14 protein-coding genes are annotated in these 15934 nt (G+C 47.1%); 5 read left to right on the forward strand and 9 right to left on the reverse strand.

The annotated features are described in order from the left end of the window. The first annotated feature begins 7 nt into the window (after positions 1 to 7). Entirely contained in the window at positions 8 to 217 is a 210-nt protein-coding gene (locus JK216_RS11955; protein ID WP_212711706.1) for a hypothetical protein, read from the forward strand. A 223-nt stretch (positions 218 to 440) separates the two neighbouring features. Here the strand turns inward: JK216_RS11955 and lpxP are convergent, their stop codons facing one another. Beyond that, entirely contained in the window at positions 441 to 1361 is a 921-nt protein-coding gene (gene lpxP / locus JK216_RS11960; RefSeq protein ID WP_212708618.1) for a kdo(2)-lipid IV(A) palmitoleoyltransferase, read from the reverse strand. Between the two features lie 541 nt (positions 1362 to 1902). Between lpxP and JK216_RS11965 the strand changes: the two genes are divergently transcribed. From JK216_RS11965 to JK216_RS11980, 4 genes are all read left to right on the forward strand, one after another. Beyond that, positions 1903 to 3138 (forward strand): chloride channel protein, encoded by a 1236-nt coding sequence (locus tag JK216_RS11965; RefSeq protein WP_212708619.1) that lies wholly within the window; start codon positions 1903 to 1905, stop codon positions 3136 to 3138. A gap of 343 nt (positions 3139 to 3481) precedes the next feature. Further along, positions 3482 to 4594: a metallophosphoesterase gene (locus tag JK216_RS11970; RefSeq protein WP_343876666.1), complete on the forward strand. Its 1113-nt coding sequence runs from the start codon at positions 3482 to 3484 to the stop codon at positions 4592 to 4594. Positions 4595 to 4694: 100 nt separating this feature from the next. After that, the gene (locus JK216_RS11975; RefSeq protein WP_212708620.1) at positions 4695 to 5156 is read left to right on the forward strand and encodes a hypothetical protein; all 462 of its coding nucleotides are present in this window, start codon (positions 4695 to 4697) and stop codon (positions 5154 to 5156) included. A gap of 61 nt (positions 5157 to 5217) precedes the next feature. After that, positions 5218 to 5433, forward strand: a complete 216-nt coding sequence (locus JK216_RS11980; protein ID WP_212708621.1) for a DUF6500 family protein — start codon at positions 5218 to 5220, stop codon at positions 5431 to 5433. Positions 5434 to 5540: 107 nt separating this feature from the next. Here JK216_RS11980 and JK216_RS11985 read toward each other — a convergent pair whose 3' ends face one another. From JK216_RS11985 to JK216_RS12020, 8 genes are all read right to left on the reverse strand, one after another. Further along, a complete protein-coding gene (locus tag JK216_RS11985; protein WP_212708622.1) occupies positions 5541 to 6497 on the reverse strand; it encodes an FAD:protein FMN transferase in 957 nt (318 codons plus the stop codon). Between the two features lie 37 nt (positions 6498 to 6534). Next, positions 6535 to 9324, reverse strand: coding sequence for a flavocytochrome c (locus JK216_RS11990; RefSeq protein ID WP_212710668.1), 2790 nt, complete (start codon positions 9322 to 9324; stop codon positions 6535 to 6537). Between the two features lie 370 nt (positions 9325 to 9694). Further along, on the reverse strand, positions 9695 to 10531 hold the full coding sequence (locus JK216_RS11995; protein WP_212711705.1) for a glycosyltransferase family 2 protein: 837 nt from the start codon (positions 10529 to 10531) through the stop codon (positions 9695 to 9697). 78 nt (positions 10532 to 10609) lie between these two features. Next, on the reverse strand, positions 10610 to 11197 hold the full coding sequence (gmhB, locus tag JK216_RS12000) for a D-glycero-beta-D-manno-heptose 1,7-bisphosphate 7-phosphatase (protein ID WP_343876664.1): 588 nt from the start codon (positions 11195 to 11197) through the stop codon (positions 10610 to 10612). Then, positions 11160 to 11840 carry a nucleotidyltransferase family protein gene (locus JK216_RS12005; protein WP_212711704.1) on the reverse strand — a complete coding sequence of 227 codons (681 nt, stop codon included), beginning with the start codon at positions 11838 to 11840 and terminating at the stop codon, positions 11160 to 11162. Before JK216_RS12005 ends, gmhB begins: the two co-directional genes overlap by 38 nt. Positions 11841 to 11844: 4 nt before the next feature. Next, positions 11845 to 12426: a D-sedoheptulose 7-phosphate isomerase gene (locus JK216_RS12010; RefSeq protein ID WP_249213110.1), complete on the reverse strand. Its 582-nt coding sequence runs from the start codon at positions 12424 to 12426 to the stop codon at positions 11845 to 11847. Next, entirely contained in the window at positions 12423 to 13451 is a 1029-nt protein-coding gene (locus JK216_RS12015) for a dehydrogenase (RefSeq protein ID WP_212711702.1), read from the reverse strand. The genes JK216_RS12010 and JK216_RS12015 overlap by 4 nt, the downstream gene beginning before the upstream one ends. 13 nt (positions 13452 to 13464) lie before the next feature. Then, entirely contained in the window at positions 13465 to 15912 is a 2448-nt protein-coding gene (locus JK216_RS12020) for a glycosyltransferase (protein ID WP_212711701.1), read from the reverse strand. Positions 15913 to 15934 lie beyond the last annotated feature (22 nt).

Raw genomic sequence — 15934 nt, forward strand, 5'->3', positions numbered from 1 at the left:
GCAGCCAATGCTGCGTCAGCATTTTTCTGCATTCAGCCATTTTTTTTCCCGGTTATTCCGTTTCCTGTTGTTCTCTGCCAGCCCGGTCGCTGCCATAAACAGTTCTTCCCCCGCCGCGCGATTAACCGCTATCCGTATCCGCCAGTCCGCAGGCCACCGGAAAAATCTGCCTGCCAGCGCCGGTCACGAAGCAGTGACAGCAGGGATTACCCGTTGAACGGGTCGCCGGTATATCAGCTCAGGTTCCCCGTTGTGGCAGTCTCTGCCACACGGCGGATAACCGGCGAAATAGCAGTACTCACCGGCCATCGAATACAGTTCTGTTACAACAGGGGGGGATCACAGGCGTGCAGTAAAAAGAGCAGAGTAACCGCTAACTATTCACAGAATAAAGAGAGAGTAAAGGAACAGACGGCAGGCCCGTCGCCTGCCAGTCCTTGTCAGAGATATAACGAAGCTTCACCCATCGGCCGGGTCTTAAAACGCCGGTGAACCCACATATACTGCTCCGGCGCCCGCATAATCTCTTTCTCAATCACACGGTTCATATACGCAGCTGCCAGGGTTTCTGTGGAAGGAAAATCCTGCAACGGGGCTTCGATATGTAATTTATAGCCTCTGCCGTCCGATTTACGTACCAGCGTAATGGTCAGTAATTCTGCGCGGGATAAACGCGACAGCACATAAGTCCCGTTAGTGGTGGCGACATTATCCACCCCGAAAAACGGAACAAACGAACTGCCTTTACTGCCGTAATCCTGATCAGGGGCAAACCATACGGCCTCACCCTGTTTCAGTTTACTGACCATTCCGCGCAGATCCCTGCGGTCAATCATCTCTTTATTCGAGCGCAAACGACCACGGGTCTGTATCCACTCCATCAGCGGATTATTGTGCGGACGATACGTTGCCATCATCGGCTGGCAAATCCCCATCACCCTGCCACCCAGCTCAAGAGACATAAAGTGAACACCCACACACATGACTCCCCGCTGATTAGCCTGAGCCTGTTGCAGATTTTGCAGACCTTCCACCTCAAACCATTTGCGGATTCGTTTATCTGACCAGAACCACGCCATACCGGTTTCGATAAGGCCCAGTCCGAGAGATTCAAAATTTCGTTGCAGAAACTTTTCCTGGTCCTGCTGACTCATCCCCGGAAAACACAGCCGGATATTCTGGCGGGCAATAGATTTACGTCTTTTCAGGAAGGGCTGTGACCATGAACCAAGCGATTTTCCCAGCCACAGTAGCAGCGGATAAGGCAACTGAACAAGGCACCACAAAATGCCCATACCCAGCCATAACATAAAATATTTGGGATTCAGGAAGCTAAGTTTGAATCCACGACTCTTTTTCATACCAGTACCACCAATTCATAAGCAGAGATCGCGCTACGTCCACTAACTAAGACAAGCCCGCGGATAAATAATTCAGAAACCATAATGTAACAATTTAGGTCCGTGACTATCTTTCCGGAAACTAATGGTATGGTCTTTAACGGCGAGATGATATAGGAAATATGAGCAGTTACGAATAATTATTGAATTACCCGCGGTTATTCGCCACCCTGTGGTTACATACTGAGCACTATAGAGATGTATCCGTTTGTTTTATTAAAATATTTATAAAATATGGTTACTATCGGTAAACGTCTGAACAATGACACCCCGACAGGAAGTTTTTATATTACGGTAACGAAACCAGTAAATATCAGCTTCAGATAACGCCGATATGACATTAATGATTTTAATTAATTAAATTCTGATACTTATCAGAACAATATCTTTTTTTTCGCTGCCAGTCCGCCGAAAGCACGGTTGCTGAAGCAGGATGACATCAGGTTTTGTCATACTGCTGTTTGTTCAACAGGTTAACGTTTAATTGTGTAAAGGCTGCCGAATGATCACGTCATATAAATTTTCCGGAGTCGTTGTACTGACCGGGCTGTTATCCGGGCTGGGGGGCATGCTGCTGGCGATGTTATTACACTCAGTACAACATCTGGGTTTTGGCTATAGCCAGCATATGATCATCAGTGCAGAAAGCTTTTTACAGGGTGTCAGTGCTGCAAGCCCTGAACGGCGTGTTACTGCACTGCTGTGCGGTGGTCTGATTGCCGGAATCGGCTGGTGGCTGCTGGCCCGTTACGGTAAACCCAGAGTGTCGGTTGCTGCCGCCGTAAAAGATATCCGCCATCCGATGCCTTTTATTACTACGCTGATCCATGCCTTATTGCAGATTATTACCGTCGGGCTGGGCTCTCCCCTCGGACGTGAAGTTGCCCCGCGGGAAATCGGTGCGCTGGCTGCAACGTCTCTGTCACGGCGTTTTCAGCTGCCGGCGGAACAAAGTAAAGTGATTATTGCCTGCGGTGCAGGCGCAGGTCTGGCCGCTGTCTATAACGTCCCGCTGGCGGGGGCGCTGTTTACCCTGGAAGTGCTGTTGGTTTCTTTCCGCGGGTCCTGTGTACTTGCGGCATTGGTGACCTCCGCCATTGCCGCACTGGTTGCCAGTCTCGGTCTGGGAAGCGGCTCTCAGTATCATTTTACAGCGCCTGTCGCGGATCATTCTCTGATACTCTGGGCGATAGTGACATCTCCCCTTTTCGGCTGCGCCGCCCATTTGTTCCGCCGTTACACCGCCCGTGCCCGTCAGGGGGTGAAAACAAACTGGCAAATGCCGGTGTTATGCCTGATGAGTTTTGGACTGACCGGTCTGCTGTCTGTCTGGTTTCCGCAGTTACCCGGCAATGGTAAAGGCCCGACCCAGTTGGCGTTGTATGGTGATCTGAGCGGTATGCTACCAGTCATTTTACTGGTACTGAAAATCATTTTAGTCGGTGCCGTATTACGCGCCGGGGCTGAAGGCGGCGTATTAACCCCCGGCTTTACTCTCGGCGCCCTGCTGGCGAGTATCCTGTTCAGTTGCTGTTCTTCATTTCTGCCGGCCAGCGATCAGGCCGGAATTGCCTTGATCGGTGCCGCAGCCTTTCTTGCATCCTCAATGCAAATGCCACTGACAGCCATTACACTGGCCGCTGAGTTTACCCATGCGGACGGTTCTCTGGTGATCCCGATAATGCTGGCGGTTGGAGGCTCGTTTGCCACCTGTTACGCCATAGAGAAACTAAAATAACGATATTGCTTATCGCGGGGAGGCCGCCCGGAATCCCTGCTGTCTGACGACGCGAAGAGCAGCGCCGCCGGGCCGCTTCCGTTTTCGATGTCCGCCATTCTCAGGCCCGCAACTACCACAGCGGGGCAGCTATCTTATTCCCTGTATTCTGCTGATTTAACCGGCCACAGACGATAAGCCGCTGCCGCCGGGGTGAAACACGCACGGTTCTCCGCGGGCCTGTCACCACCCGTTCCTGTCGAAACTTTGTCCGGCTGATGACGCAGGGTACGGAATTATCCGTGTGCTAATTTCCTGTGCAGTGCTAGAGTTAAACTGACGATAACCAGTGACAGGAGTGGACGTGTTACCTTTTATTACCCCGATTATGGCGCTGGTGATTGGCTGGCGTTTTATTTTACACCTTCCCTTTCCGACAGCCCTCAGAGTCATTCTTTTTATTGCCGTATTACTGGTCGCCGAATGTCATCTGATTTACCGGCTGCTGTTCGGTAATATCTTTTCCCCCGAATTCCCGCAACCAATGATGGTGGCGATCAATGCCCTGTTTGGCGCAGAAATACTGTTCACTTTACTGCTGCTGATACAGGCACTGATCGGCGGCATCGCCCGGCTGGCAGGGCATCCTCTGACCGGACAAATGCCGGTCAGTCACGGACTGCTGATTATTTCTTTGCTGGTCGCCGGTTATGCCGCCTGGCAGGCCGTCAAAGTGCCTGCCGTCAAAAATGTGACAGTCAACATTGCTCACCTGCCCCCGGCATTTGAAGGCTACCGGCTGGTACAGCTGACCGATTTACATGCCAGTTCTCTCTTACGTGCCGGGTGGATGGCGCAGGTGGTACAGCGTACCAATGCCCTGCAGCCGGATTTAATCACCATGACCGGTGATATTGCCGATGGTACTGTCGAAAATCGCCGCGCAGATGTTGCACCGTTAAAACAATTACATGCCAGAGACGGGGTACTGGCAATCCCCGGTAACCATGAGTATTACGTTAATTTTTCCGCATGGATGAAAGAAACAGCCGCTCTGGGAATGCAGGAATTACTTAATCAGTCGGTACGTATCTATCGCGGTAATCAGAGTATTGTCGTAGCAGGGGTTACCGATGAAGCCGCATTACGTTTTTCGCAGCCCGGTCCGGCATTATCAGAAGCCCTGCAGGGCGTTTCTGCCGGTGATACCCTGATTCTGCTCGATCACCGGCCAGTCAATGCCCGGCAGAATGCGGCGGCCGGAGCCGACCTGCAGTTGTCCGGCCATACTCACGGCGGTATGGTCCCGGGGCTGGACTTACTGGTGAAACGGGCGAATCATGGATTTTATTCCGGGGAATACCGGCTGGGCCGGATGCTGCTGTATGTCAGCAACGGGACCGGATTATGGAATGGGTTTGCCCTCAGACTGGGACATCCGTCAGAGATTACCTTATTTACCTTACAGAAAGGCTGATCCTGTACCACAGAGAGACTGTCTGCCGGGAAAAATAGCCCGCCAGTGGTGTCTCTGTCTGACAGGTACACGGGTGGGGCGGATCAGATAAAGGGGTGTTATGAAAGCAGAGTGGTTTTCGGCTATCGCAGATGTGACCTCAGCTGCCATTGCCATTGCAGCAGCGATAATTTCGTATATCGCTATTATGAATGGCAGCAGGCAATGGAACAGAGACCGCTGGGACAGGAAAATAAGGGAGTTAAATGAAACAGCCAGAGATATTATTGATTTTCTGCCGTCGGTAAAAAATGTCGACAGTCGTATCAGCGACGCAGAAACAGCCCGCTATTCGGAGATGATGGCAATCTCACGGTATTATATTCTGATCAGCCAGATAGACTCGGCATTAAGCGAATGTCGTACTGCCGGACAGAAAAATGCTGTATTTTCCCTGCCGGTGCTCGAAGTGATTATCCACCTGGATAAACTGGTAGATCATTTCCCTGAGTTCAGTAATACACAGGATGAAATCAGAAGACAGCTGAAAAGACAGGTGATACCGGAAATAAAGCATGGATAAATATTCTGACAGTCCTGAATTATCATCCCCTTCAGATCAAAGATCATCACGGAGAATTATCATGCGCCCGGCCCTCAGAGAGAAGATTATCAGGATCTGTGAAGCAAAAATCGCCACCAGAGGCAGTACTGCCGGGCTGTCTTTTTATGCTTTCTTTGCTAATAAAAATGATGACCCGCACCTGCTGATGGAGGTCGCCCACTGGTGGATTATGGAGATGAAACTGGATCACTTTGAAAAAGCGGAGAAAATAAAAGCTCTCGTCTCTGCCCTGTAGTTCTTTGCTGAATCCGTCCGATCATCAGACAATGCTGCCAGACGGTACCGCCTGGCGCTGTTCACGCAGGGCATCAGCGCCCGGAAATCTTATTTCACAGCGACAGCTCAGCCGGTTACCGGCATGCCGGCCGTTTGCCGGAAGCTGAACTGCCGCTGTGACGGGCAGACCACCCGGCCGTCACGGGTGACAAAAATAGCTTCAATATCATGGCGGGTTGTCAGCCAGTGACCGGCCCGTTGCAGCCCCATTCCGTACAATTGTGTACTGTGAATTTCGCCGCTGACAGAGTCGGCACTGATCACCGTAACACTGAGTAAATCATTATCCAGCGGATAACCGCTGCGGGGATCGAGAATATGATGATAATGGCGGCCGCCACAAATAAAATAGCGCTCACTGACACCTGAGGTGACTACCGACCGGTCATTCACAGTGATCACGCCCAGTAAGGCCCCGTGTTCAGAAAAGGGCTGACGCAACCCGACTGACCACGCGGTTGCCGGCGCAACCGCCTCTGTCACCCTGATATTCCCCCCCAGGTTAATCAGCGCCTGTCGCGTACCCTGCTGTTGCAGAAACCCGCATACCCTGTCGGCGATATAGCCCTTAGCAATCGCCCCGGCGTCAATTTCCATACCGGGCCGGGTCAGAAAAATCGAACAGCGCTGCCTGTCCAGCACCACTGCCCGCGGGTCACAGAGATTCAGTAACGATTTCAGGGTTGCCGGTGACGGCACAGAATCACCGCTGAAGCCAATTTTCCAGCATTTCACCAGCGGGCCAATGGCGAGATTAAAACAGCCGCCCTGCAGGCTGACCTGATGAGCACAGTCAATCAGCTCAAATACCTGCCGGTCAACACTTACCCCATGCTGCCCCGCCGCGCGGTTCACCGCCATCAGCTGAGAATCTGGCCGGTTAACCGTCAGCAGATTTTCCAGCTGTTGAATGATACGGAAAACCTGCCGTGCCAGTTCAGGCTGATGGCCGGCCAGTTGTAATTCAATATCCGTCCCCATCATTACCGCTCTGTAGCAGTAACTGCCCTGTGTCCTGTCCATTGTTTGTACCCCGTTGCGGTGATCTGCGGGCCTGTCGTCAGTCCTGCTGCTGACGCAGCGCATACCCGGCCGCATTTTCACCCGCCATACGGCCAAAGATAACAATATCTGCCACCGCATTGCCGCCAATCCGGTTACCGCCATGAATACCACCGACCACTTCACCCGCGGCAAATACCCCGGCCAGTGGCTGACGGTTCTGCCCGAGGACTTCGGCACGGGTATTGATGGTAACGCCACCCATGGTGTGATGCACCCCGGGAGCGATACGGATAGCATAGTAAGGTCCGTGATCCAGCGGCTGCCGCAGTGCCGTGGTACGGCCAAAGATATCTGCCTGCTGATGTGTCACGACACGATTATACTGATCCAGGGTGGTCTGTAACGCAGCAGTATCCATCGCCAGTGCCGCAGCCAGTGCTGCCGGGGTCTCGGCACTGATTACAAAGCCGCGGGCAATATAGGTTTCGGTGGCTTTATTATGCTCACGGATCTGCTGGTCAAAGATAATCCATGCGGCTTTTTCCGGTAAACCAATAATCCTGGCCGAGACCTTATCGCGGGTATCCATTTCGTTGATAAACCGTTGTCCCTGCTGACTGACCAGAATCGCCCCACCGCCACGTATGGCTTCAGAAATCAGGTAGGAGGTTGTCTGTTCGACGGTCGGATGGATTTGTATTTCCCCCATATCCACGGTTCCGGCACCGAGCGTCTGTAGCAGGGCAATACCACTGCCGGTCGCCCCCGGATGATTGGTCGTCACAAACCCTGCCAGATCCGGGCGGTAATGCACCACCATCTGCGGGTTAGCACTGAACCCGCCAGTCGCCACCACCAGGCTGCGGCAACTGATATCCTGGCTTTCCTGCTGAGTATTCATCAGGGTTACCCCGCAGACCTGCCCGTCCTGACAACAAATACCGGTCACACTGGTATCCGTCATAATTTCAATATCCGGCCGCTGCTGAATATTTTTCAGTAAGCCACTGACCAGATAGCCCCCGACCGCAGAGGCATCCGCCGGACGGTGGGTTCTGTCAATACTCATCCCCCCTGTGATAGTGATATCACTTAATACAATGCCGCGCTCTGCCAGCCAGTCGATAGCCTGCGGAGCCTGCTCCACAAATTCATGCAGCAATACTGTATTATTTTTCCCCTGGCCGCCGGCCAGAGTTTCCTGATAAAACAGCTCTTTACTGTCGCTGATCCCTTTAAGTGTCTGGAAACGGGTTTCCGCTGCGTTCATGCCGACCGACGCTTTCAGAGTATTCCCGCCGGGGATCGGCATTTTCTCGACAATCAGGACTTTCGCCCCCAGCTCACTGGCCTGAATGGCCGCGGTTAACCCGGCCCCGCCACTGCCAATGACCACCACATCATAAGAGGCTGGCTGACCCCCGTTTTCCTGCTGTAACCTTTGGCGTGCTGAGGTCATCATCACCCTGGCTACCGCTTTTTTAATCTCTTCACTCCGGGTCGTCGCCCCGGTCACCGCATCCACATAAGGACTGTTGGCATCAAGGATCCGCGAGCGCAGTTGCTTAAAATGGGTGGTAAATTCGACATCTTCCGCTGGCGCGGCATCAAGCATCAGATCGGTAATGCGGTCTTCTGACAGGACTACGGTAAGCTGACTGTCCCCTTGATCATCCTGCAGGGTTTCACGGAAGCTACCGGCAGCAAACTTGCCCGTGGCGAGGCTCATATCCCGTACCATGGCGGCAACCTGCGGGAAATACCAGAGCGGTTCAGGGATACATAATGCCTCGCGCTGACGATTATCGATAGTTAATGTCAGGGATTCTCCTGCCAGTAAACGCTGGCTCCAGGCCGGACTGGCAATCGCTGCCCGGCCGACAGCCACCAGAGAATAACCATGCGAAAAGGCCTGTGTTACATCCTCTGGCCCGGTAACACTGCCCACACCAATTACCGGCACTGTCGCCAGGGCAGCTGAACGCCCTGCCATATATTTATCAATTAATGGCTGCCGGTCAGCGGTATCCACCAGTGAACTGCGCAAAATATGATTCATCGAAAAATGGACATAATCCAGCCCGGCAGTGGCCAGTTTATCCAGCAAATACAAGGTATCGGCAAAGCGAATACCCGGCTGCTCCGTTTCTTCAGGAGAGAAACGGTAACCGATAATAAAGCCCGGTTCTGCATACTGCCTGGCCATCTGACGGGTAATGTCCAGCACCGCCAGCGGAAAACGGGCGCGTTTTTCGCTGTTACCGCCCCATTGGTCATCGCGGCGGTTAGCATGGGGAGAGAAAAACTGCTGAATCAGGTAAGTATTTGCCCCGTGAATTTCCACACCATCAAATCCGGCGGCAATCGCGCGGCGAACCGCCTGGCCGAATTTTTCCACCATACCACTGACTTCCTCAGCCGATAATGCCCGTGGTGTGGCTGCCCCTTCCCGGGGAATAGCAACCGCGGAGGGAGCGACCGGCTGGCGGCCACCAATCAGCAGGGGTTCGCTCATCCGGCCACCGTGATAAATCTGCAATACCGCTTTTGAACCGCGCTGTTTTATCGCGGAGGCTATTTTCTCCAGCCCGGTAATTTTCATGTCACTGTCAATCCCCAGAGCGCCGGGGAAGGCAGGTCCGTTATCTTCCACATAACAGCATTCAACAATAATCACCGCAGCTTCACCGGCACGCTGACGATAATATTCCACCAGTTCACTGGTCACACTGCCATTATAAAATCCGGCACAGGTCGTCATCGGGGCCATCACTAAACGATTTTTCAGCACGGTGCCACAGGACAGGGTTAACGGCTCCGCTAACTGCGGATCAGGATATGTCATGATCTACTCCGGAAAATGTCTGATGCTTTTTATTGCAGAATATCACGGGGATGGTCGGTATTATCGCCCCCGTAACAGATGACCGGATTCAATCACACCCCCCGGTAAAAACTTATGACATACATTAATTAAACTCAAAAAAAAGAGTTTTAAATATATTGATTATCTGGTCCGGCCTGATTACCTGAAGGCACTCTGAAATAAATACCGGCGACTAACGGGGGTGACTTACCCTATAAACTAAACACCTCGGGTAACATCCATAAAACAAACTACTTAATAAACACATACACCAATGACATCATTATGCCTGAATGGAAAATTAATTTAACATATATGTTAATTGAAAGATATTAATGATGATTTATTTTTACTTCCGGCACTCACTTTCTTCATTTTTAATCTTAGGCAGCGCGGACAAGCAAAAGGCATTTAAATTATCCCTCTCTCTGTCTTTCAGCCACCCCCATTTATTAAAATACCTTACTGCCGATTTCATATGGTAGTACAGGAATTTTAAGCTACGGTAAGATCTGGACTGAGCTTCATGAATGACTTTCGCATCAGGACAATACCTGACCGGTAGCCCTGACTGACAAACCCTGCGGCTTAAATCAACATCTTCCATATACAGGAAAAATCGTTCATCAAAACCATTTGTCTGCATCAGCGCTTCATGGCTTAAAAGAACAAAACAACCTGATAAGAAAGGGGCGAAGAATTCTTTTCCGTAATCAGCATCACGTAGTTCATATCTGTGGTTCATTTCAGGAGAGAAATAGATAAAAAATCGTCGCAGGAATAGCTGACAGGGTTGCGGAAGAAGCTTACAAGCAAACTGATGACTTCCGTCAGGGTAGATAACTTTAGGTATTGCAAGTCCGACATTTCCTCGCTGGCTGAATGCATATAATGCATTGACCTCGCCGTTTTCGAAAGTAACATCAGGGTTACAAATTAAAAAGTACTCAGTAGTATTATGGAATTTTTTAAATACTGCATTATGGCCTGCTCCGAATCCATGATTTACTGGCGTACGTATAACCTCAACTTTCTCATTTTTAAAAGAATTAAGCCAGTCACAGTGCCCGCCATTATCCACAATAACGACCAGAGATATTCTTTCCTCTGTAAGTAGCGCCGTCAGCGTTGGTTGTATATCTTTATAACTATGCTTGAAAAGCACAATCGAGGCGATAATATTCACAAAAATATTTCCAGATAAACTTAAAGTAGCAGGCGGAATTAACTTGTAGCTAATAAATAAATTCTGCAGATGGTCATACTAAAAAATATTTTTTAATGTCAGATACTCCTGTACATCTCTCATTGACGAAAAAAAATCATCACTGAGTTCTTTATCGTCCGGAGATACCTGATGCCCAGTCCCCATTAACCATGTCGTCGATATTCCAGCAGCGATTGCCGCTTCAATATCACTGCGTTTATCTCCGATAAAAAGAGAAGTATCCGGATCGATATTATAGTCATTGATGGCTGAAATAAGCATGCCGGGCTTAGGTTTCCGGCATTCACAATCAATATTATATGGGTAGATTCCTGCCGGATGATGAGGGCAATAATAGACATGAGTAATGTTCACACCCGCCTTCTTAAGGCGGGAATTCATCCACTCAGTTAACTCATTGAATTGCTCTTCACTATAATATCCTCGAGCAATTCCGGCCTGATTGGTTATAACTATCAAAAAGGTAAACTTTTCCTGTAACAACAGTAAAGTTTCTATTACACCGTCAACAAATCTGAAGTCATTTATTTTATGGCAATAATTGACTTCTTCATTAATTACACCATCACGGTCTAAAAATACAGCGCTAGCTTTTGAAAGTATGACAGGCTTTGTAATAGTCACTGGGTATTCCAATATCTATAAAGTAATTTTCACACAAGAATGGATTCACTACGGAATACTTTTTCTTAAGAATTTCATCTTCAAAAGAGAACGCACCTTCAGGCAAATTTACACCCGGAATGGTTAATAGGTAAGTTCCACCATTTATAAAACCGGCTCCGGACTTTCCTTTCTCAGAAAATCCGGCTATTTGTCCCTCCGTCAACTCAACACTACCGTATCTGGAAACATCATCAACATTAACTAAGGCCATTGAAATCTCCCGGGCTGAAACCTTGTGGCTTTCAGTTAATGCCTGTAAATCAATATCCAGGATCGTATCACCATTGACAACCGCAACCAACGATGTTGTACATAGATCCATAGCCTGTTTTATTGCACCACCGGTACCAAGGGGTGTTTCCTCTATAGAATAAGAAACCTTAATACCTTTATAGCTATCACCTATCTCTTCATAAAATACGCCGGCTTTATAAGACACCGCGAGAATAATATGAGATATTCCCTGTTTAGTCAGACTGTCCATAACATAATAAATGAATGGTTTTCCAGATACAGGGACCAGTGGTTTAGGTTTTTCACCAGAAACACTTTTCAGACGTGTACCCAATCCACCGGCCAGAATAATTGCCTCGGTTAGCATTTAGTTAAGCCTCACCCTGAGGGAAAATATTTTTTTCAATCATTGCACAAATAATGTGTCCCAGCATGATATGACACTCCTGAATATAGGGAGTCACTGCATTAGGAACAGGTAAACAGACCTCTGCCAATTCAATAATTGATCCTTTATTCCCACACAGACCTACAGTAAACAGACCTTTATTCTTAGCTTCTTCGATAGCCTTTATTACGTTTACCGAGTTTCCCGACGTGGTAATTCCGATGAATATATCCCCCGGATTACCCATAGCCTGAATCTGGCGAGAGAATACTTTATCGTACCCATAGTCATTGCCGATAGCCGTAAGGATAGAAGTATCGGTCGTCAGTGCCATAGCTGGTAAGCCCGGGCGATCATAGAAAAAACGGCTGACGAATTCTGCAGCAATATGCTGAGCATCTGCCGCACTGCCGCCATTACCGGCAATCAGAATTTTGTTACCCGAATTTAATGCAAGAGTACATTTTTCCACTACCTGAGCGACGGTATTCAGCAATGCTGTATCATTTAATACGCTCTGTTTTACGGCGATAGATGATTGAATATAATCTTTAATGTAACTCATATTTTCCACGAGCACTCACCTTCATTTTTGAATTGAAACCTGAAAAACTTTCCGCCCAAATCGCTGACGCTATTTTCTATATCAAACCTGTCTTCTGGCTCAATAAAGAGCAACATAAACCCCCCCCCGCCTGCACCTGATAGTTTAAGTGCCTGGACTCCATGAGATTCAAATCTTTCTATTATTTTGTTGATATGAGGATTAGTAATCGCTGATGATGTTGCTTTTTTAGCTTCCCAGCTTTCCTTAACTAACCGGATAATAGATTGTATATCAGACTTTAACAGAGCCTCTTTCATCTTTATCGCTGCTGATTTTAGATCAAACATCGCATTAAGCGATGTTTTTGACGATGAGCTGCTTACCGCTTTTACCTGATCATCGATAATCTTAGCCGACTCACGAGAAAGGCCGGTATAGTACAAGACCATACGGCTTTCAAGCTCATATTGGGTTGACTGTTTAATACGTAAAGGGTTGACAACAACTTTATTGTCAGACGAGAATTCGATGAAATTGAAACCGCCAAAAGTTGCAGCATACTGGTCTTGCTTACCGCCACTCAACCGGCAATCGATACGTTCAATATCGTAAGCTAGCTGAGCTATATCATATTCACCAAGGGGTAAGTTCAGATATTCACGGTACGCACTAATAATAGCAACAACAATCGTAGAAGACGTCCCCAGGCCACTTCCCATCGGTACATCGGTCCAGGTTGTTACTTTTACTGATAATGCTTTTCCATTATTAAATTGCCTGACAATTCTATTATAAACCGCTTTATGTAATGTTAATATATTATCCAGCTCGTAATTATCTATTAATTCACCAGAAAAAGAAACATTAATATCCTTTGAAATAAACTCTACTCTGTTATCTTTTTTCTCTTCCAGAGAACAATAGGCATACATATTAATGGTTGCATTGAGAACACAGCCGCCGTGAATATCGCAAAAGGGAGAAACATCAGTTCCTCCTCCCGCCAGTCCTATCCTTAGAGGTGCTTTTGTCCTGATCTTCATAAGTCATGACCCGTTACTGAGTTAAAATAGAAAAGGCTTTATTCATAGCTTCCTCAGAGAAATTCTCTTTAACGTAGAGAGTCTGATTCTGCGAATATTTTTCCCATATTATATCTTCCCGAATTATCTGGTTGATACGTCGGGCGAACATAGCAGGGTCATCTTCAAAACAAATAATATCTTTATCCTGAGTTAAGCCCTGTATACCGACACTTGTCGTCACTATTGGAATACCGAACTTCATCGCTTCTACGACTTTACCTTTAACTCCGGCACCATACAGTAATGGTGCAACTGCAACCCGTGAGCAACTATAATAATTCTCAAGTTCTAAATCAGAGACAAACCCGGTAACCAGGATACTGTCACTGGCTAAATTCAGTACTTTTTCTGTCGGGTTTGAACCTACTAATAATAACCTTATATCGGGATTTTCATTTTTCACTGATGGCCAGACATTATCTACAAACCATAACGCGCCATCCTGGTTAGGTGGATGACCAAAACCAGCGACAAACAAAATATCTCTGCGTAAAGATAGATTTTCCGAAGCATTTTCCGTAAAATTGGCGAAAGCATTCATCGGGGTCGTCATCGCCTGCCCGGAGAGGTTATTTTTAGCAAGGTAATTTTTGACCACTTCGGTTTCCGACGGTGAAGGATAGTAAATAATATCTACCATTTCCCACACTTTGGTTTCCATCTTATACATCTTTTTATAGTCGGCGACCAGCTTATCTGTTTTTCCTTCAAACTTCATCTGATCCTGAATACGCAGATGATGCATATCATGTCCATAATAAAGCAGTTCAGCCTCTGAGTGACGTTTGATCGCATCAATAAATTCCAGAGCAACATAAGGTCGTGAAAGCAAAACAAAGTCAAGATAATCTTTATTATTTTCAACCCATGATTCAAACTTACCCACGAATTCAAATCCGTAGAATACTTCAACCCCCATCGCCTGTAATTGTGGTGTATAAACGGGATCATACCAGAGATTTTGTGGCCAGAATTTGACATTTAATCCCTGGGAAAGAAACATTTTTATCATATGTATCATTGTACGTGACCCCGCATCTTTATCAGGCTGCGGTACATAATGATCAATAACTAAAATTGTTTTTTTACTTCTGCTACGATCACGAGCCTGGAAAACATGCTCAGCATTTTTAAAGTGCTCACTGGCAAGCTGCTCAGACCACTTTTCACGAAATTTTTTCTGATTATCAATCTGGTAAGATTTGATCCCCGTTCCGGTATCAGTACCATGAGATAATCCTTCGAAATGGATAATCACTGACTCTGGCTGATAAAAAACTTTGAGTCCGGCATTCCTGATACTAAATGCAAGGTCACTGTCTTCACAATAAGCCGGTAAATAACGTTTATCAAAACGTCCAAGCTCTTTGAATACTGCCGTTTTTAGCAGAATTGAGGCTCCGGAACAGTAGTCAACTTCTCTGAGATAATTGAATTCAGGTAAATTCGGGTCTGAAAGCCTCCCGAAATTCCACGCTGAGCCGTCCTGCCACATGATCCCGCCAGCTTCTTGTAGGCGTCCATCCGGATACACCAGTTTTGACCCTACCATACCGCAGTCTGCATGTGTTTCGAAAACTTTCAGCATTGCGTCAAGCCAGTTTTCAGTAACTAACGTATCATTATTTAAAAGATAGAAAAACTCGCCGCGTGCATAGTCTACTGAATTGTTACAAGATAATAAAAATCCAAGATTTTTTTCATTTTTTTTATAAATAAGCCCTTCGACTTTTTCAAGCTTATCTATCTCGTTGTCACCCGAGCAGTCTTCAACTACAATAACCTCAAACGGACACTTCGGCTGATTATTAGCAATGGAGTTTACACATTTCAATGTTAATTCAAGATTACCATAGGTAGGAATAACTATTGAAACTAGTGGTTTTTCGAAGTATGGAAGTGCTGTAACCTCTAATAGATTATGTATATCAATATTGTCATCACCGTTTACTTCAAGCGGTATATCTTTACGATTCTGTGCAGACTTCCATATTTCATAATTTGGAATCCCGTTAAATAAACCACCGGTATGACGATACATGAAATAAACTGTTTTTATTTTTTTATCATAGGATAATGGTATTTTATAAAATATAGCCCTGCCATTTTCACGGGCATACTTATTTATTTTAGGATGTAAGGTTCTCAGCATGGATCTAACTGAAACAATAGAATCACGAATAAATTGTGTATAGCGCCACGTCTTAGAAGAGGTAATCAATGCTGTTAATTCTTTTTCTCGCTGCAAACTGGAATTAGCTTCCAAAAGTTCAGCAACCAGCACTTCATTTTTTTCATTAAGTAATCTGAGTTTCGTTAAACAATCATCATTATCAGAACTCAGTTTATTTATTATTTCTTTATCAGACTCAGACTCAGCGTTTTTTGCCTCGAGTCTGTTATCTTTAACTCTACTCATTGCTTTTACCTTAGCCACAAAA

The organism is Tatumella sp. JGM94, assembly GCF_018257595.1.
Taxonomy (GTDB): Bacteria; Pseudomonadota; Gammaproteobacteria; order Enterobacterales; family Enterobacteriaceae; genus Tatumella; species Tatumella punctata.